General features: G+C 56.9%; 17 protein-coding genes. 10 read left to right on the top strand and 7 right to left on the bottom strand.

Annotated elements, in window-relative coordinates; all coding sequences use genetic code 11:
* Position 1 precedes the first annotated feature (1 nt).
* The 4 genes from ABWV79_RS15960 (at position 2) to ABWV79_RS15945 (ending at position 2,450) form a co-directional block, all read left to right on the top strand.
* Entirely contained in the window at positions 2-367 is a 366-nt protein-coding gene (locus ABWV79_RS15960) for an RNA-binding S4 domain-containing protein (protein WP_353393147.1), read from the top strand.
* A gap of 66 nt (positions 368-433) precedes the next feature.
* Positions 434-772, top strand: a complete 339-nt coding sequence (gene fdxA, locus ABWV79_RS15955; RefSeq protein ID WP_170352843.1) for a ferredoxin FdxA — start codon at positions 434-436, stop codon at positions 770-772.
* A gap of 283 nt (positions 773-1,055) precedes the next feature.
* Positions 1,056-1,565 carry a CarD family transcriptional regulator gene (locus ABWV79_RS15950; protein ID WP_353393145.1) on the top strand — a complete coding sequence of 170 codons (510 nt, stop codon included), beginning with the start codon at positions 1,056-1,058 and terminating at the stop codon, positions 1,563-1,565.
* Between the two features lie 114 nt (positions 1,566-1,679).
* Complete coding sequence (locus ABWV79_RS15945; protein ID WP_170352845.1) at positions 1,680-2,450, top strand: ion channel; 771 nt, start codon at positions 1,680-1,682, stop codon at positions 2,448-2,450.
* On the opposite strand, the gene cobS is transcribed toward ABWV79_RS15945, so the two are convergent.
* Positions 2,447-3,211 carry an adenosylcobinamide-GDP ribazoletransferase gene (gene cobS, locus ABWV79_RS15940; protein WP_353393143.1) on the bottom strand — a complete coding sequence of 255 codons (765 nt, stop codon included), beginning with the start codon at positions 3,209-3,211 and terminating at the stop codon, positions 2,447-2,449. The two genes, ABWV79_RS15945 and cobS, sit on opposite strands and share 4 nt — an antisense overlap.
* A gap of 79 nt (positions 3,212-3,290) precedes the next feature.
* Between cobS and cobT the strand changes: the two genes are divergently transcribed.
* Positions 3,291-4,304 carry a nicotinate-nucleotide--dimethylbenzimidazole phosphoribosyltransferase gene (gene cobT, locus ABWV79_RS15935; RefSeq protein ID WP_353393141.1) on the top strand — a complete coding sequence of 338 codons (1,014 nt, stop codon included), beginning with the start codon at positions 3,291-3,293 and terminating at the stop codon, positions 4,302-4,304.
* A 22-nt stretch (positions 4,305-4,326) separates the two neighbouring features.
* On the opposite strand, the gene ABWV79_RS15930 is transcribed toward cobT, so the two are convergent.
* Both ABWV79_RS15930 and ABWV79_RS15925 read right to left on the bottom strand, forming a co-directional pair.
* Positions 4,327-6,207, bottom strand: a complete 1,881-nt coding sequence (locus tag ABWV79_RS15930; RefSeq protein WP_170352848.1) for a monovalent cation:proton antiporter-2 (CPA2) family protein — start codon at positions 6,205-6,207, stop codon at positions 4,327-4,329.
* 15 nt (positions 6,208-6,222) lie between these two features.
* Positions 6,223-6,678 (bottom strand): Lrp/AsnC family transcriptional regulator, encoded by a 456-nt coding sequence (locus ABWV79_RS15925; protein ID WP_170352849.1) that lies wholly within the window; start codon positions 6,676-6,678, stop codon positions 6,223-6,225.
* Positions 6,679-6,824: 146 nt separating this feature from the next.
* On the opposite strand from ABWV79_RS15925, the gene hppD reads away from it, so the two are divergent.
* Positions 6,825-7,922, top strand: coding sequence for a 4-hydroxyphenylpyruvate dioxygenase (gene hppD, locus ABWV79_RS15920; protein WP_353393139.1), 1,098 nt, complete (start codon positions 6,825-6,827; stop codon positions 7,920-7,922).
* A 48-nt stretch (positions 7,923-7,970) separates the two neighbouring features.
* Here hppD and ABWV79_RS15915 read toward each other — a convergent pair whose 3' ends face one another.
* Complete coding sequence (locus tag ABWV79_RS15915) at positions 7,971-9,869, bottom strand: hypothetical protein (RefSeq protein ID WP_353393137.1); 1,899 nt, start codon at positions 9,867-9,869, stop codon at positions 7,971-7,973.
* Between the two features lie 165 nt (positions 9,870-10,034).
* Here ABWV79_RS15915 and ABWV79_RS15910 point away from each other — a divergent pair, with 165 nt between their 5' ends.
* Positions 10,035-10,730, top strand: a complete 696-nt coding sequence (locus ABWV79_RS15910; protein WP_353393135.1) for an SIMPL domain-containing protein — start codon at positions 10,035-10,037, stop codon at positions 10,728-10,730.
* 3 nt (positions 10,731-10,733) lie between these two features.
* Here the strand turns inward: ABWV79_RS15910 and ABWV79_RS15905 are convergent, their stop codons facing one another.
* The 3 genes from ABWV79_RS15905 to ABWV79_RS15895 form a co-directional block, all read right to left on the bottom strand.
* The gene (locus tag ABWV79_RS15905) at positions 10,734-11,444 is read right to left on the bottom strand and encodes a GNAT family N-acetyltransferase (RefSeq protein ID WP_353393133.1); all 711 of its coding nucleotides are present in this window, start codon (positions 11,442-11,444) and stop codon (positions 10,734-10,736) included.
* 3 nt (positions 11,445-11,447) lie between these two features.
* Positions 11,448-12,740, bottom strand: coding sequence for an O-acetylhomoserine aminocarboxypropyltransferase/cysteine synthase family protein (locus ABWV79_RS15900; RefSeq protein WP_353393131.1), 1,293 nt, complete (start codon positions 12,738-12,740; stop codon positions 11,448-11,450).
* Positions 12,741-12,812: 72 nt separating this feature from the next.
* The gene (locus tag ABWV79_RS15895) at positions 12,813-13,808 is read right to left on the bottom strand and encodes a GT-B fold glycosyltransferase domain-containing protein (RefSeq protein WP_353393129.1); all 996 of its coding nucleotides are present in this window, start codon (positions 13,806-13,808) and stop codon (positions 12,813-12,815) included.
* A gap of 152 nt (positions 13,809-13,960) precedes the next feature.
* Here ABWV79_RS15895 and ABWV79_RS15890 point away from each other — a divergent pair, with 152 nt between their 5' ends.
* The 3 genes from ABWV79_RS15890 to preA all read left to right on the top strand — a co-directional run bounded on the left by ABWV79_RS15890 (position 13,961) and on the right by preA (position 17,437).
* Positions 13,961-14,593 (top strand): cupin domain-containing protein, encoded by a 633-nt coding sequence (locus ABWV79_RS15890; RefSeq protein ID WP_353393127.1) that lies wholly within the window; start codon positions 13,961-13,963, stop codon positions 14,591-14,593.
* A gap of 160 nt (positions 14,594-14,753) precedes the next feature.
* The gene (locus ABWV79_RS15885; protein ID WP_353393125.1) at positions 14,754-16,088 is read left to right on the top strand and encodes an NAD(P)-dependent oxidoreductase; all 1,335 of its coding nucleotides are present in this window, start codon (positions 14,754-14,756) and stop codon (positions 16,086-16,088) included.
* 44 nt (positions 16,089-16,132) lie between these two features.
* Complete coding sequence (gene preA / locus ABWV79_RS15880; RefSeq protein WP_353393123.1) at positions 16,133-17,437, top strand: NAD-dependent dihydropyrimidine dehydrogenase subunit PreA; 1,305 nt, start codon at positions 16,133-16,135, stop codon at positions 17,435-17,437.
* Positions 17,438-17,449 lie beyond the last annotated feature (12 nt).

Below are 17,449 nucleotides of genomic sequence, written 5' to 3'. Positions count from 1 at the left end.
CATGTCCGAGGCCAAGCTGCGGATCGACAAATGGCTATGGCAGGCGCGGTTCTTCAAGACCCGCAGCCTGTCGGCCAAACAGGTAAGCGGCGGCCATGTGCGCGTAAACGGCAACCGGGTGTTGAAACCGGCGACAGCCATCAGCCCCGGAGACGTTCTGACCTTTCCGCAGGCCCGCATCGTGCGCGTTGTGCGGGTGGAAAAACTGGGCGAACGGCGCGGCCCGGCCCCCGAGGCACAAACGCTGTATACGGATTTGACCGAAAAGCAGGACAAGCCGCCGCGAAATCCAAGCTTTGAAGGAAAAGGTCGTCCAACCAAGAAAGATCGGCGCGCGCTTGATCTTTCTCGCAATCTCGATAGCTGATCCTATCTTGAAGCTGACGCCATACTGATTTAGCTAGACGTCCAAAGCGCAAACGGGAATCCGAACATGACCTACGTTGTCACTGAAAACTGCATTGGCTGCAAATACACCGACTGTGTCGAAGTGTGCCCGGTGGATTGTTTCTATGAAGGTGAAAACACGCTGGTCATTCATCCGGACGAATGCATTGACTGTGGCGTTTGCGAACCCGAATGCCCCGCCGACGCCATCCGCCCCGACACCGAGCCGGGCATGGACCAATGGGTCGAGTTCAACCGGAAATACTCGGAAATGTGGCCAGTTATCATTACCAAAAAAGACCCGCTGCCCGAAGCCGAAGAACGCGACGGTGAAGAGGGTAAAATGGAGAAGTATTTCTCGGAAGCACCGGGTGAAGGCGGCTAAGCGATTCGCCGCCTAAACTCTTTAGTTTAAGAGCAAGAAATCCTCTTAAGATTCTGTTTTTAATCAAATTTAGTGCTTTGACTATCCACGCTGCTTTCGTGTGTCGCATTTTTGTGATATACTTGGTAGCTGAATGATGACTGAGCTGGGGATGACTCCGTAAGTATGTACGCTTTGGAGTTTTGATTTTTAGACAAACAAACCGCCTGACCGGGCCAGAGTGGCGCGGGTTGGGGCGTATTGTTGTCTGTTGTCCAGCTCATTTAACCAAGGATGAACCTGTATGTCTAAGTCGAAAAAGCTTGAGTTCCGCCCGAACGATTATGTTGTCTACCCAGCCCATGGCGTAGGACAGATCATCTCGATCGAGGAGCAGGAAGTCGCGGGATATTCGCTCGAGCTGTTCGTGATTTCTTTTGAAAAAGACAAGATGACCTTGCGCGTTCCGACCAACAAGGCATCGGAATCTGGTCTTCGGTCGCTGAGCTCACCGGACGTCATCAGTCAGGCGATGAAAACCTTGAAAGGTAAGGCCAAGGTCAAGCGCGCAATGTGGTCGCGTCGGGCGCAGGAATATGAACAGAAAATCAACTCAGGCGACCTGATCTCGATCGCCGAAGTTGTCCGCGATCTGCACCGCACCGATGATCAGCGCGAACAAAGCTATTCCGAACGTCAGCTGTACGAGGCTGCGCTTGAGCGTCTGACCCGTGAAGTTGCCGCCGTTTCAGGGGCAGGCGAGGTGTCTGCGGCCAAACAGGTGGACGAAGTCCTGACATCGCGCGCCGCCTAATCGACCGGCTACAGATTTCGATGGGCCGCCTGTATCACAGGCGGCCTTTTCCGTTTGACGGGCTTGGTGAACTGAGGAAAATCCGCTAATTTCCGTTTTGGTAGAGGCGGATAGATGGCAAGGATAAAGAAAACTCTCAGGTATCTGTATATCGGCCACGATCCGGTGTCGGTCTGGTTCCGATATTGTCTGATCCTGTTCGACGCCGGAACTATCGTTTTCTTTATTGCCACGGCGCATATTCCTCATGGTCCCGGAATTTCAGCCGCCAGCATGATCGTGGGCTTTTTGATCCTGTTGGATTTTTCTGCCCGTCTGTGGATCGCAAAGAAACCCTGGCAGCTTTTCCTCAAGGTTTACACACTGGCGGATGTGGTAGTCATTCTGTCTTTGATGCTTGACCCCCTGATCACTGGTAATCTGGCGTTTTTGCGTATTCTCAGGGCGTTGCGCTTGATTCATTCGTATCACTTGCTGCGAGACCTGCGCCGCGACAGCTCGTTTTTCCGCACACATGAAGATGCGGTGATCGCGGCCATCAACCTTTTGGTTTTTGTGTTCGTGACCTCGACAGCTGTTTTGGTATTCTTCATCCCTGAGAACAGCCAGACAGCCTATATCGACGCGCTATATTTCACGATGGCGACGCTGACCACCACTGGTTTCGGGGACATCACATTGGCCACTCCGGGTGGTAAACTCTTTTCAGTTTTCATTATGGTGGTCGGTGTTGCGCTATTTGTGCGTCTCGCGCAGGCAATTTTCATGCCGCAGAAGGTGCGCTACAAATGCCCGAGTTGCGGCCTATTCCGTCACGACCCCGATGCAGTTCATTGCAAACACTGCGGCGAGGTGCTGCGGATTGAGACAGGTGGCTCGTCCTAAAGCAAAGTAACCAATGTCAGCAGCATAGCGATTTCAGAGATTTGCTGAGCCGCGCCCAGTACGTCGCCTGTCTGACCGCCGATCTTGGACCTTGCGACCATTGCCAGAGCCAAAACTGCCAGCGCGCTCAACAGAACGGCCGCTAAAGCGGAAATCCCGATCAGAACCGCGCAAATCCCGAACGCCAATCCGACGCCGCCTGCGACAATAGATATCTTTGGGGCGCCAACCGATTGGCTCAGCCCCGACCCTCGTGCATTTGGTAAGCTGGCCATAACAGGAGGCATCATCGCGCGCGACCAGACGCTTGCGGCCAAAATTGCCGAGAAATACTGGGCCGCGATCAGCGTCTCGATCAAGGTGACGCGTAAGAAAAGTGACAGGATCAACGCCAGAACGCCATACGTGCCAATGTGGCTGTCCTTCATGATCTCCAGCCGACGTTCGGGGGTGAAGCCGCCCCAAAACCCGTCAACTGTATCTGCCAGGCCATCCTCGTGCATGGCGCCAGTGGACAGAATTAGTGCGGTTACCACCAAAATGGCACTGGCTGTGGCGTTCAGTCCGATCGACATCGCAGCCCAACCGACACAGCAGGCCAAAGCGCCAAGAATAGCTCCGACGAAAGGAAAGGCCCATGCAGCGCTGGCCTGTCGCGCAAATACCTGCGAAGGCAGTTTGGGGACGGGCAAACGCGTCAACAAGACCAAAGCCAGCGGAATATCCCACAAGGAAATGGGCACCGTGTCGTTTTTTGCCATTTCCACGCCTTTCAGGGTCTTGTTGGATGGATAGCTTCGGTTAAACACACAGGACCACTCTGTTGCAACGAGGCTTTGGATGCTGCCTGAACTTAAAGACCTAAATTCCTTTCGAGATGCCCTTCTTCGTGCGCCGGGCCCTGATCAGGACGCTGTGAACGGAGCCGCAGACCGAAACGGGCAACTGACCAAGCCACCCGGCGCATTGGGGCGGCTTGAGGATCTGGCCATCTGGTATGCGGGTTGGCGCGGGGATGCGCGGCCACAGATTTCGGCACCGCAGGTGATTGTTTTCGCCGGAAACCATGGCGTAACGGCGCAGGGTGTGTCTGCATTTCCACCGGAAGTCACCGTTCAGATGGTGATGAACTTTGAGCATGGCGGAGCGGCCATCAACCAGCTTGCTAAGTCGGCTGGCGCGACCATGGATGTACATGCGCTTGAGTTGGACCGTCCAACAGCGGATTTCACCGCGGGTCCTGCGATGTCTGAGGTCGAGGTGTTGGCCGCGCTTCGCACGGGGTGGGACGCGGTAGACGCAACCGCCGATCTGTTGGTGGTTGGCGAGATGGGAATTGGCAACACCACCCCGGCTGCCGCAATTGCCTGCGCCTTGTTTGGCGGTGACGCTGCGGACTGGACGGGCCGGGGCACCGGTGTAGACGACGCTGGTCTTGCGAATAAAACCCGTGTTGTGTCCGAGGGCGTTGCGCTGCATGGCGGCACGGGTGATGGGATCGAAATTCTGCGCTGTCTCGGCGGACGCGAGATCGCCGCCATGGCTGGAGCGATCGCGGCAGCGCGGGTACTGCGCATCCCGGTCATCTTGGATGGTTTCATCTGCTCGGCCGCCGCTGCGTGTTTGGCGGATGTCGCCGACGGCGCGTTGGATCATTCCGTCGCTGGACATCAAAGTGCCGAAGGTGCCCATGGCGCGGTTTTGGCAAAGCTGGGCAAACAGCCGCTGCTGAACCTTGGTTTGCGACTAGGCGAGGGATCGGGCGGCGCTCTGGCGATCAATATTCTCAAAAGCGCAATGGCCTGTCATTCTGGCATGGCAACTTTTGCCGAGGCGGGCGTGTCAGACGGTTGATCTTATGGCCTGACCCTTTGGGTCAGGCTGACTTTTTGGCGTGTTTTTCGGCCAGTTCCAACAGCTCGGTTTCGAGATCTTTTTCGAACTGGCGGGCCCGTTCGATGTATTTCTTGTTCTCGGCTGTCGGCATTCCGGGAATCCAAAGCTCGGCCAACTCGCGTACCGACATCCTGTCGTGATGATAGAAGGTCTGTTCGGCCTGCGCGGCCTCGTATTCGCTCAGGCCGATGTTTTCCAGAACATACCGACCGGCGCGCAGTGATCCGTCAAACATCTCGCGCACGATATCATTGGCGCCAGCCTGATACAGTTCATAGACATGGGTTCTGTCCCGGGCGCGGGCGATAATGTGCAAATCGGGTCGCTGACGACGTGCGAACCCCACCAGACGAGTAACCTGTTTGGGATCGTCCATCGCGGCCACCAAAACAGCAGCTTTTTCCAGGCCAGCGGCGCGCAGCAATTCAGGACGGGTAGGGTCGCCCAGAAACCCTTTGACGCCGAACCGACGCATCAGTTGGACCGTCTCAATGTCGTGGTCCAGAACGACCGTCTTGGTTCCACTGGCCTGAACCAACCGGTTGACGATCTGACCGAAACGGCCAATCCCGGCAATGATCACAGGGCCTTTTTCATCTATCTCATCGGGTTCGGGTGTCGGAGCGCCGTCGCTCATCCGGCGCGACAACAGATCATAGATGATGAACAGAAGCGGCGTGATCAACATGGTCAAAGCGATGATCATCAGCAGCTTTTGTGACAAATCGGGCGGGATGACGTTCTGCTGGGTCGAAAAGGCAAGTAGAACAAACCCGAACTCGCCCGCTTGCGCCAGCCCCAGCGTGAACAGCCAATGATCGCGACCACGTAATTTAAACGCGCGGCCGACCAGAAACAGAATGATCCCTTTGACGAGGATGACTAAAAGGGCCAACCCGATCAGATCAAACGGATCATTGAAGAAGTAGGCGACGTCAATTCCGGCCCCGACGGTGATGAAGAACAGGCCAAGAAACAGACCCTTAAAGGGTTCCAGATCGCTTTCCATCTCATGCCGGAATTCCGAGCTGGCCAGTACTACCCCCGCCAGAAACGCACCTAGGGCCGGGGAAAGGCCAACCAACGTCATCAAAAAGGAAATCCCGACAACGATCATCAATGCCAATGCCGTATACATCTCACGTAGGCGCGTAGCATGGATAAAGCGGAATAGGGGGCGGGTCAGGTAGACACCAGCCAGAATAACAAAGGCAATGGCACCGATAGTGACCAATGTGACGGCCCAGCCCGGCAGGCCTTCGACCAGTGACAAGCTGTGATGCGCCTTGTCGTGAAGGTCCGTTGCGGCCCTGTTTATGGAACCGTCATTCTGAATTTGCGGAATCGCTGGCAGGGCCAGCAACGGTAGCAGCGCAAGGATCGGGATCACTGCAATGTCTTGCGTCAAAAGCACCGAGAAAGTCGCGCGCCCTCCGTTCGTTTGCATCAAGCCTTTTTCGGACAAGGTTTGCAAAACGATCGCTGTTGAGGACAAAGACAAGGTCAAACCGACTGCCAGTGCCACGGACCACGGATGATTGGCGTAGATGGCAACGCCCGCGATCACTCCGGTAGACAGCAAAACCTGAAGGCCACCCAATCCCAGCAAGCGCTCGCGCATGTCCCACAAAGCGCGGGGTTCCAGTTCCAGCCCGATCAGGAACAGCATCATGACCACGCCGAACTCGGCCACATGCTGCAGGCTTTCGGTTTCGGCGCCGACCAGTCCAAACATGGGCCCGATGACGATCCCTGCAGCTAGGTATCCCAGGACCGAACCAAGCCCCAGGCGCGCCGACAGCGGCACAGCGATCACGGCGGCAGCCAGATAGATCGAAGCCTGGTAAAGGAAATCGTCCATATTATCCTCTTTGGGTCAGGTAGGCAGGGGCGCGTCGCGCTTGAGTTGGTCCATAACGATCTGGCTTTGCACACGTGCTACCGCAGGATGCGGCAGTATCACCTGATGAAGCAAGCGATTGAGGGCGGATAGATCGTCGCAATAGACATGAAGCAGGTAATCTGCCTCACCTGTCATCGTCCAAGCGCTGGTGATTTCGGGCCGGGTGTCGACCATGCGGGCAAAGCTTTCGGATTGTTCCGGACCGTGAGTGCCGAGATGGACCTGAACAAAGCCTTGTACCTGCAGCCCCAGCTTCAGCGGGTCCAGACGCGCGGCGTAGCCGGTGATGTATCCTTCAGCCTCCAGCCTTTGACGACGGCGGCCGGCTTGACTGGGCGACAGGTTCAGCATCTCACCCAGCTGATGCGCCGTCAGATGCGCATTTGTCTGAAGTGCTGATAAGAGTCGCGTATCGGTGGAATCCAGCATATGCGGACTTCTTTCGTAAAAATCTGTTTTGGTGCGGACATCGCGCGTTTCCACCTAGTTTACTCGAAAACAATGCGCAGAAACAGCGCCGAATAAGGCGTATTTTGGAATCAGCAAAGAAATTCCTGTTTTCACGGAGACGCGCCATGGGACCCTTCCCACATAACGCCCCGAAATCTGTCATCAGCAACGAAAACCCCGCCGGAACCGACGGTTTCGAATTTGTCGAATTTGCCCATCCCAACCCGCAAGAGCTGCGTGATCTTTTCACCAAGATGGGCTTTGAGTTGGTCGGTCAATATAAGACGAAGCCATCGGTGGAACTTTGGCAGCAAGGCGATGTGACTTACATCCTCAATGCGGATGCGGACAGTTTTGCAGCTAAGTTTGTTGCAGAACATGGCCCCTGTGCACCGGCGATGGGGTGGCGCGTCGTGGATGCGCAAAAAGCCTATGAACACGCGGTCAGCAAGGGCGCCGAGCCCTATGATGCTGCGGACAAAACGATGGACGTACCTGCGATCAAAGGGATCGGCGGGTCTTTGATTTATTTCATCGACCAATATTATGAGACGTCTCCCTACAACCAAGAGTTCAAGTGGACCGAACAGTCCAAGCCACGGGGTGACGGGTTTTATTACCTCGATCACCTCACCCACAACGTCTACAAGGGAAATATGGACAAGTGGTTCAAGTTTTACGGCGATTTGTTCAACTTCCGTGAGATCCGCTTTTTCGATATTCAGGGTAAGTTCACAGGGCTTTACAGCCGTGCGCTGACATCGCCATGTGGCCGTATTCGCATCCCGATCAACGAAGATCGCGGCGAGACCGGGCAGATCGTCTCTTATCTGAAAAAGTACAAGGGTGAAGGCATCCAGCATATCGCCGTCGGCAGCGAGGACATCTATGCCTCGACGGATGCGATTGCCGAAAAGGGGTTGAAATTCATGCCCGGCCCAAACGAAGTGTATTACCATATGTCCAAAGACCGCGTGGTCGACCACGAAGAGCCACTGGATCGGATGATGAAACACGGCATTCTGATCGACGGCGAAGGCGTTCTGGACGGCGGCGAAACGCGGATATTGCTTCAGATTTTCTCAAAAACAGTGATTGGGCCGATATTCTTCGAGTTCATCCAGCGCAAAGGTGACGATGGATTTGGCGAGGGCAACTTTCAGGCGCTGTTCGAATCCATCGAGCGCGAGCAGATCGAAAGTGGTGAAATATCAGCGGCCTGAGCTGGTTATCTAATGCGTAAATTGGGCGGCGCATCACCTGTGCCGCCTTTAACTTCTGGGCATTTTCAGCGTAACGTTCTGACCGCGTTTTTGATATCGCAATTCGCTGTCACTGATCGCGACAACGTTGCCGCCATCCAGACGATCCCCAACCTTCAGCTTTTTGTAGCGCCCGCTGGGCAACCGCACCAACGCGCGACGGTTTGCCGGGGTGCCATACACGCCTATGAGATTCAGTTTTCGCAGGTTGATTGCGTTGTCGATCGTTGCCTGCCGTGCAACCGACGCCGATGACGGAATTTTCGGAGCCACCGCCCGCGGTTGGAAAGTGTCAGGTTCGTTGGTGCTGCGCTCTATCGCGGCGGTCGACCCAAGACTAACAGCGTTGGTGCTCGCAGGTCTGTTAACACCGGCAGGGCGCAGTTTCGGGCGTGGGACGCGAACAACTGCCAGCGCGGTTGGTGTTTCGTCTACCTGTGGGCTTTGTTGCAACGACGCCGGACGTAGCTTGGGCCGAAGAACCGCCAATTCGGCAAGAGTTCGTCCGCCAAGTTGCTGCCGTTCGAACCGTTCTATCAGATCGGATGGACGAGGGTTGGGCCGCAGCTCTGCCAGTCTGGTCGTTGGGTCTTCTTCAATTGGTTCCTGTTCGAAACGGACTGGTACTTCTGGCGGGACTTTTGACGGTCGGCCAAGGAAAACTAGAACACCGTCCGGATTCAGCGTGCCTTCTGCTGTTGCGCTCACAAGTCCGCGTTCGTCCAGATCAAACCGCGTCCCTGAAGCGCTGGGTTCTCTGGGTTGGGAGTATATGTCACCCATCGCAAACCCGGTCACCAATGGGGGAGCCACGGCATCGCGCGACAGGTCTGATCGATCGGTTGACGCTATAAATTGGGCATCAGGCGATTCCGACGCAGGACCAGACAGAGGCTCAACCGAGCCTATTTGCGCGCCAGCATGCAGCTGCTCTGGTTCGGGGGTTGTTTCAATCGGCTCGACTTCGGTGGGTGCAATCTTCAAAGCCTCAAGAATGGCGGCATCGGTCGGCGAAACCTTGGGCGCTTTGGGATCGGTGTCTTCAACTGAGGTTTCTGGTGCCGGTTCGACAGCGGTCAATTCCGTTGGCTTTTCAGCTGGCTCGGGTTCGACTGTGATTGGGGACAATTCCGGGGTTTCTGCTTCAGACACGGCGGTTTTGGGTGGTGTCTCCTGCGTTGCTTCTTCGACAAGTGCCGTTTCCGGTAGAGTGGCATCATCATCACCCGACCCAAGGAAAGCCCACATCAAAACGGCGGCGATACCCAGAGCAGCCGCGGCGCTGATCGGTATACCGTATCCTTCAAGACGGTTTGAAAGTGACACCTCATGGTGCTCTGCAGTCGCCGCTGCGCGGAATTCCATTGGCTTTTCTTCGGCCGCGATCGCGTGCACCGGAAGCGCCGAAACGGGAGTCTCTTCTGCGGGGGCCGTGTTTCTTGGTGCCAGGAATTCAGGCTCGGATGGGTAGTCCTGCTCGTCGGTGTTGGTCGTGACCTGGGTCGGAACAAAGCCGTAGTCGTTGGCGAATGCCATTGCCTCATCCAGCGTCTGCCGGGCGATCGCTGCCACATGTATCACCGCGCCGTCGGATGCGGTGTCGTATCTCAGGTCTTCAAGCGTATAGGGCGTCGCATCCGTTAACGCGGTCTGAACCAATAGGCTCTGTCCTGTGGCATCTTCATCGCCGGTTTCAAGGCTGAGGAACCGAACCTGATCGGCCGGTAGGACCAGCTTGCAATTTAGGTCATTTTCCAGCGCGAATCCTTTGTCGCGCAGTGCTTTGACCTGATCCGAAAAATCCGGGGCATCCAGCGAGACATCACCAACGCAGAACCAGTCACCATCTGAAAAGTGGTGCAAAGAAATTCCGGCAGTAGAAAAAGACAGCGCAAAAGCGGGTTTCATAATCCGGAAGAACCATAATTGTCATCGTCTAAGCAGACAGTCATTCTGTCCGCAGACTGACATTAAAGCAGGATCTTGCCGAGGGAAAGAAAAAGCCGGGTTTCCCCCTTGTTCGGCAGACCGTTGCCACCCCATGTTTATGATAAAGAGATCGGAGGGAAGACCTTGAAGAAATACGCTTTTTTAGCGGCTTTGATGGCTGCAACGGCGGCAGGTATGGCCCATGCGGAAGAACGTCGCATTACTGTCGACGCCCTTGGGACCGCTCTGGCGGTGCCCGATATGGCGACCATAACACTAGGAGTGACACATGAGGATGCCGAGGCCGCAAACGCGATGCAGGCGACGTCCGACGCGGTGTCGGCGATATTGGAGCGTCTGGAGCAGATGGGCATTGAAGCACGGGATGTCCAAACAAGGGATCTGTCGCTCTCGCCGGTTTGGTCGGGCCGAAATAACCCCAACGGCGACCGACCCGAGATTTCGGGCTTTTCGGCATCAAACCGAGTATTCGTACGGGTTCGTGACCTAACACAACTGGGTGCCGTAATGGATGCCGTCATCCAAGATGGCGCAAATGACTTCGGGGGGCTGAGCTTTGGTGTTCAGGACCCTAAACCGCTTGAGGTGCAAGCCCGCGCCAAGGCAGTGGCCGAAGCAACTGCCAAGGCAGAGCAACTGGCGCAGGCTGCCTCGCTGACTTTGGGGCCTGTGCAACAGATCAACGAGCATGTCGGAGGTATCCGCCCTGCCGCGCAGATGCGCGAATTCAAAGTTGCGGATTCGGCGGGGGTTCCGGTGGCAGGCGGTGAGATTTCAGTCTCGGTCAATGTCACGATGGAATTTGCGATATCCGAATAAATACTACTCAGCTGCTCGGGCCTGCAGTGCGTGACGCTGCTGGCCCGATTGGTCGAAGTTTTCTGGCGATAGCCATGTTTCGAACGCAGTCCGGATGCGTGGCCATTCACTATCCAGAATTGAATACCACGCGGTGTCCCGGTTGCGCCCCTTGTAGTGGGTTGCCTGGCGAAAAACACCTTCGAAGGCAAAGCCCAACCGCTCGGCCGCGCTGCGCGAGGGGGCGTTCAGGGCGTCGCATTTCCACTCATAGCGCCGATAGCCAAGCTCATCAAAGACGCGGCGCATCATCAGATACATGGCCTCGGTGGCCAGAGGGGTGCGCTGCAACAAGGGTGAGAAATGAATGTACCCGACCTCGATGACCCCGGCGTCGGGCTGAATGCGCAGATATGTGGCATGCCCAACTGGAGCTCCATCGCCGTCAAGCACCGTGTGAAACAACGGGTCTGCGCTGTTCTCCGCCCAAACCATCCAATCTGCGAAAGCCACTTCTGATGTTATTGGTTCTTCGGGCAGATAGGTCCAGTTTCGACCGTCCTTGTCTTCGGCAAACGCCCGGTACAGACCGGACGTATGCTGTTTCGCGTCCAAAGGCACCACTGAACAGAACCGACCCTGCATGCCCGTGCGAGCTGGCGTCGGGCGAGGAAACTCACCCGAGACCGGCATGCCCACGGGTTGGCCAAGTGCGTTCACCGTGTGCTGCGGCATGATTTAGGCAGTCGCCTTTGCCAAAGCCTGGTCCAGATCCGCGATCAGGTCATTGACGTCTTCGATCCCGATCGAAACGCGGACAACCCCCGGACCGGCCCCTGCGGCCTCTTGCTGTTCGGGTGTCAGCTGACGGTGCGTGGTCGAGGCCGAGTGGATGATCAGCGACCGCGCATCGCCAAGGTTCGCGACGTGGCTGAAGATTTCCAGCGCGTTCACAAGTTTGACGCAGGCGTCATAGCCGCCCTTTACAGCAAAGGTGAACAGGGCACCGGCACCCTTGGTGTATTGTGCCTTGACCCGGTCGTGATAGGGCGACGAGGGCAGGCCCGCATAGGTCACATAATCGACGCGGTCGTCCGCCTCGAGCCAGGCCGCGATCTTTTGTGCGTTTTCGACATGACGCTCCATCCGCAGCGACAGGGTCTCGATCCCCATCAGCGTGTAGTGGGCGGCTTGCGGGTTCATGGTCATGCCCAGATCGCGCAGACCGATTGCGATGCCGTGGAAGGTAAAGGCGAGCGGACCAAAGGTCTCGTGGAATTTCAACCCGTGATAGGCTGGCTCGGGCTCGCTGAGCGAGGGGAACTTTTCATTCGCTGACCAGTCGAATTTGCCCGAATCCACGATGCAGCCGCCGGTGACGGTGCCGTTCCCGGTCAGGTATTTGGTGGTCGAGTGCACCACCAGTGTCGCGCCCTGTTCGATGGGGCGGCACAGGTAAGGTGTTGCCGAAGTGTTGTCGACAATCAGCGGTACGCCGGCTTCGTCGGCGATGTCAGCCATCGCCCGAATATCGGTCACATAGCCGCCGGGGTTCGAAATGGATTCACAAAACACAGCACGGGTGTTGTCATCAATCGCGGCTTTTACCGCCTCGGGATCGTCCATGTCGACGAATTTAGCGGACCAGCCAAAGCGTTTGATGGTCTGGCTGAACTGAGTGACCGTGCCGCCGTAAAGGCGGGTCGAGGCAATGACGTTACAGCCCGGTCCCATCAGCGGGAACAGCGCCATGATCTGCGCGGCGTGACCCGAGGAACAACACACAGCCCCAACGCCGCCTTCCAGCGTGGCGACGCGTTCTTGCAGAACGGCCACGGTCGGGTTGGTCAGGCGGGAGTATATGAAGCCCACTTCTTGCAGGTTGAACAGCGCAGCGGCGTGATCGGCGTCGCGGAACACGTAAGCGGTGGTTTGGTAGATTGGCGTTTGGCGCGCACCTGTCGCCGGATCGGGACGTGCGCCCGCATGAATCTGAAGCGTGTCGAAACCGTAGCTTGGGCCGTCAGACATTCTGGAAATCTCCCGTTGGTTTTTTGGTTGCAGACTCTGTAGGCGATTGACGGGCTGCGCACAACAATCCTGTCAGCGCATCCATAGGCCCTTTGCCTTGATTTTGTTGCGTATAGCCTGCTCGCGTTGGGGCAGGTTGTCTCGGTCGAACATCTCGCGGATCTTGTGACCCTTTCGCTGAATGACCAGCTTGCGGATCGGCTCATACCCTTTGAGCACTTTTTTGATGCGGTTTGGCGCTACCACCGTCTCCAGCAGCTCGACCACATGGTCGCTTTCACGTGCGTAAAGCAGTGGGAACAGGCGATAGTGACAGCTCACGGTGCCATCCAACAGGCCGTGTGGCAGGGCGTCTCGCCCCCCGCCAAGAGAATGGATCACCAAGGGCAGAGCGATCTGGTCAAGCCAGGGGTCCAATGTCTGGCCAGCCAGCTCTGGGATATCTTCATCCCGGATAGTGCGCGCATAGTCACGGAACCTGTCGCCAAAGATGCGAGGGCAGGAATGGAAGAAATAGCCAGCGTTAAAGTACAAATACCGCCGCCAATAATCATGCGGTTGGCTTGTGTCGACCGAACTTTCGAAATCAAGACCGAACCTGTGATAAAGCGCCTTCCAGATACCATCATATCCGGGCCCATAAAGCGTTGGGCGTGGCCATGTCCCCTCGACTTTCAGCGATGCACCGGGGTGGGCAAAGTCGAAGGGAACGGTGTTCAAATCTCCGGTGATCAGCGTGTCACTGTCGAAGAACACAAACGGCTCGCCTTCTGGCAAAGCCGACAACGCCTCAATCTTGTTACCATGCGGGTAAGTCTGGCCAAAGACCTGATTTTCAAAAGGCAGCAGCTCGGCATCCAATTGGCGCAGAGCTTTAAGGATATCTTCGTCTTGGATGCTGGGATCTTGTGACCAATGTTGGCTGGGTTGTGGAACAGCGACAAACAGGCGGCCGGCGAAATCGGGGCTGCTGTGGCGCAAAGAGGCGGCAAACAGCAATGCCTCGTATTGCAGCCGGTTATTCTGGCCAATGATGACAATATTGAATTTCGAAGGGGTGGCCTGCATCGGTCGGTGGTCGTCGCTCGTATTATCTGTTGGCGGCACAGTACGCAGGGTATGCAGACAAAACCAGATGTGAAGACGATCGCATGATGCAAAAATTGAAAACCGGCATGATGCCCCCATCTTAGGCTGAGATGTCCAGAAGGAGATACCGCATGAGGGTCAACGCAGATTTCACAAAGCGCGTCGCCGTCCACTTTGATCAGAACGAATGGGTCGCGTCCCCCGCAGCCGGGGTCGAGCGAAAAATGCTGGACCGTATCGGTGAAGAAGTTGCCCGCGCCACTACAATCGTCCGGTTTGCGCCGGGCAGCGCGTTCGCTGCGCATACCCATGATGGCGGCGAGGAATATCTGGTTCTGGATGGAGTGTTTCAGGACGAAACAGGCGACTTTCAGGTTGGCAGCTATGTGCGCAACCCGCCGACGTCTTCTCATACGCCCTCGGCCAAGGACGGCGCGACCATTCTGGTCAAGCTGCATCAGTTCGACCCTGCAGACAGAACCGAAGTGCGCCGGTCCATCGAGGGAGCGGAAAAACTTCAGCTGTTCAAGGATGACCTTGAAGATGTGCGGGTTCTCAGTTTGGCGCCGAATGAAGCGCTGGATTTGAATGCCGAAAAGGGGCTTGAGCTGTTTGTCATCGAAGGCACTGTTCGGGAATCGGATGAGGTGTTTTCCGATTGGGATTGGCTTCGCTTGCCACCCGGCACCCACTCCGTCGCCACGGCAGGAGAGGCCGGCGCACGGGTCTGGATCAAGTCTGGGCATCTATCGCAGATGGTTTGAATTTCGCCGCTGCATCAAAAACAGGCATATTTTTTCGAAAACCGGGCCGGTGAGCCCGGTTTTTTGATTTTTTGACCATTTGACAAATTTTACCAATTGATAAAATTTCAGACTGTGGCAAGCTGATCCCATAACAACCATATCTACAGGGAGTAGAGCGATGGCACAGGGCCAGATGGCCCCCGGCATTGTCTCCGGGCGGCTTTCCAGCGATGAGCTGACCTCGAATTTCACGGATCTGCATCCACCACTGGCCCCTCACGAGGCTGCCGTGGCCGCAGACCGGTGTTATTTTTGCTATGATGCGCCGTGTGTGGCGGCTTGTCCGACCGAGATCGATATCCCGCTGTTCATGCGGCATATTCAGGCCGGGCAGCCCGAAGCGGCGGGCGAGACCATTCTGGCGCAAAACATTCTTGGCGGTATGTGCGCCCGCGTATGTCCGACCGAGACACTGTGTGAAGAAGCCTGTGTACGCGAGGCTGCCGAAGGGGCTCCGGTCGAGATTGGGCGCTTGCAGCGTTATGCGACCGATAGTGTAATGGCGGGCGGGGCGCATCCGTTTGACCGTGCCGCGCCGACCGGAAAGACCGTCGCGGTGATCGGAGCAGGGCCCGCTGGGCTGGCCTGCGCGCATCGGCTGGCGATGCTGGGGCATGACGTTGTCATTCACGAAAGCAAGCCCAAGCCCGGCGGCCTGAATGAATACGGGATTGCGGCCTATAAATCGACCAACAACTTCGCGCAGGCCGAGGTAGATTGGCTGATGCAGATCGGTGGTATCACGATTGAGACGGGATCGGTTCTGGGCGACACTATCTCGCTGGATGGGTTGTCCACGAATTACGACGCGGTGTTCCTGTCGATCGGTCTGGCAGGGGTGAATGCCCTGCGCGCCGGTGGCGTCGACAAAGACGGCGTGCGCCCGGCGGTCGAGTTCATCTCGGACGTGCGGCAGGCCAGTGATCTGGCGACACTGCCCGTGGGACGCAATGTCGTTGTCATCGGTGGTGGCATGACCGCTGTGGACGCGGCGGTGAAGTCCAAGCTGCTGGGAGCCGAGCATGTGACCATTGCCTATCGCCGCGGGCGCGACGCCATGGGCGCCAGCCGGTACGAGCAGGACTTGGCGGCTTCGCACGGGGTCAAGATCATGACCAACGTGCAGCCCGTGGCCGTGCATGGAAACGGCGCAGCGGCTGAGATTGAGCTGGAGTATACATCTAGCGAAGGTGGGCAATTGACCGGCACGGGCGAGGTAATCCGCCTGCCTGCAGATCAGGTGTTGAAAGCGATTGGCCAGACGCTGGAGGGCGCGCCCGAAGGGCTGAAACTCGAAGGTAACAAGATCGCTGTCGCGGGCGCGGGGCGTACCTCGATCACGGGTGTCTGGGCCGGAGGCGACTGCGCTGCCGGCGGCGAAGACCTGACCGTGACCGCTGTAGCCGAGGGCCGCGATGCGGCAATGGATATCCACGTAAATCTGACCGCGTGAAAACTGGATTTGGGATGCTGAGTGGCATCAGGAGGGCCGGATAAATGGCTGATTTAAAGACGAACTTTCTGGGAATCGAAAGCCCGAACCCGTACTGGCTGGCCTCGGCGCCGCCGACCGATAAGGAATACAATGTCCGCCGCGCGTTCGAGGCCGGATGGGGCGGTGTGGTCTGGAAAACGCTGGGGTCCGAGGGGCCTCCGGTGGTGAACGTAAACGGGCCCCGGTACGGCGCGATCTATGGCGCGGATCGGCGGTTGCTGGGTCTGAACAATATCGAGTTGATCACCGATCGTCCGCTTGAGGTGAACCTTGAGGAGATGGCGCGGGTCAAGGCCGATTACCCGGATCGCGCGCTGATCGCTTCGATCATGGTTCCGTGCGAGGAGGAGGCGTGGAAAGCTATTCTACCACGGGTTGCCGAAACCGGGGCAGATGGGATCGAGCTGAACTTCGGCTGTCCGCACGGCATGAGCGAGCGTGGCATGGGATCTGCTGTCGGGCAGGTGCCGGAATATATCGAGATGGTCACGCGGTGGTGCAAAAAATACTATGACTGCCCGGTGATCGTGAAGCTGACGCCAAACATAACGGATATTCGCAAACCTGCCGAAGCCGCGAAGAATGGCGGCGCTGATGCGGTGTCGCTGATCAACACGATTAACTCGATCACCAGCGTCAATCTGGACACGTTCAGCCCTGAACCCTCGATCGACGGCAAAGGCAGCCACGGAGGGTATTGCGGCCCGGCGGTGAAGCCGATTGCCCTGTCCATGGTGTCCGAGATTTCGCGGGCTCAAGCGACGCATGGCCTGCCGATTTCCGGCATCGGGGGCGTGACTACATGGCGTGATGCGGCCGAGTTTATGGCGTTGGGTTGTGGTACAGTTCAGGTCTGTACGGCTGCGATGACCTATGGTTTTAAAATCATCGACGAACTGACCGCCGGGCTGTCGAAATGGATGGATGAGAAGGGGTACAAAGACGTCTCTGAAATTGTCGGTCTGGCTGTGCCAAACGTGACGGATTGGCAATATTTGAACCTCAACTACGTCGCAAAAGCAAAGATCGATCAGGACCAGTGCATCAAATGCGGCCGTTGCTACGCTGCGTGCGAAGACACCAGCCATCAGGCTATTTCAATGTCTGAGGACCGTGTTTTTGAGGTGATGGACGACGAATGCGTTGCCTGCAACCTGTGTGTGGATGTGTGTCCTGTAGATGGGTGTATTTCCATGGAGCCGATGGCCGCGGGAGAGGTTGACCCACGCACGGGCCGCGAAGTGCAACCCAACTATGCGAACTGGACGACGCACCGGAACAACCCGATGGCCAAAGCGGCTGAGTAATCACAAAAAAAG

It is taken from the genome of Ruegeria sp. HU-ET01832, assembly GCF_040371315.1.
Lineage (GTDB): Bacteria > Pseudomonadota > Alphaproteobacteria > Rhodobacterales > Rhodobacteraceae > Ruegeria > Ruegeria lacuscaerulensis_A.
Note: the sequence above shows the minus strand (reverse complement) of the source record. Positions and strands in the feature narration are given on the sequence as shown.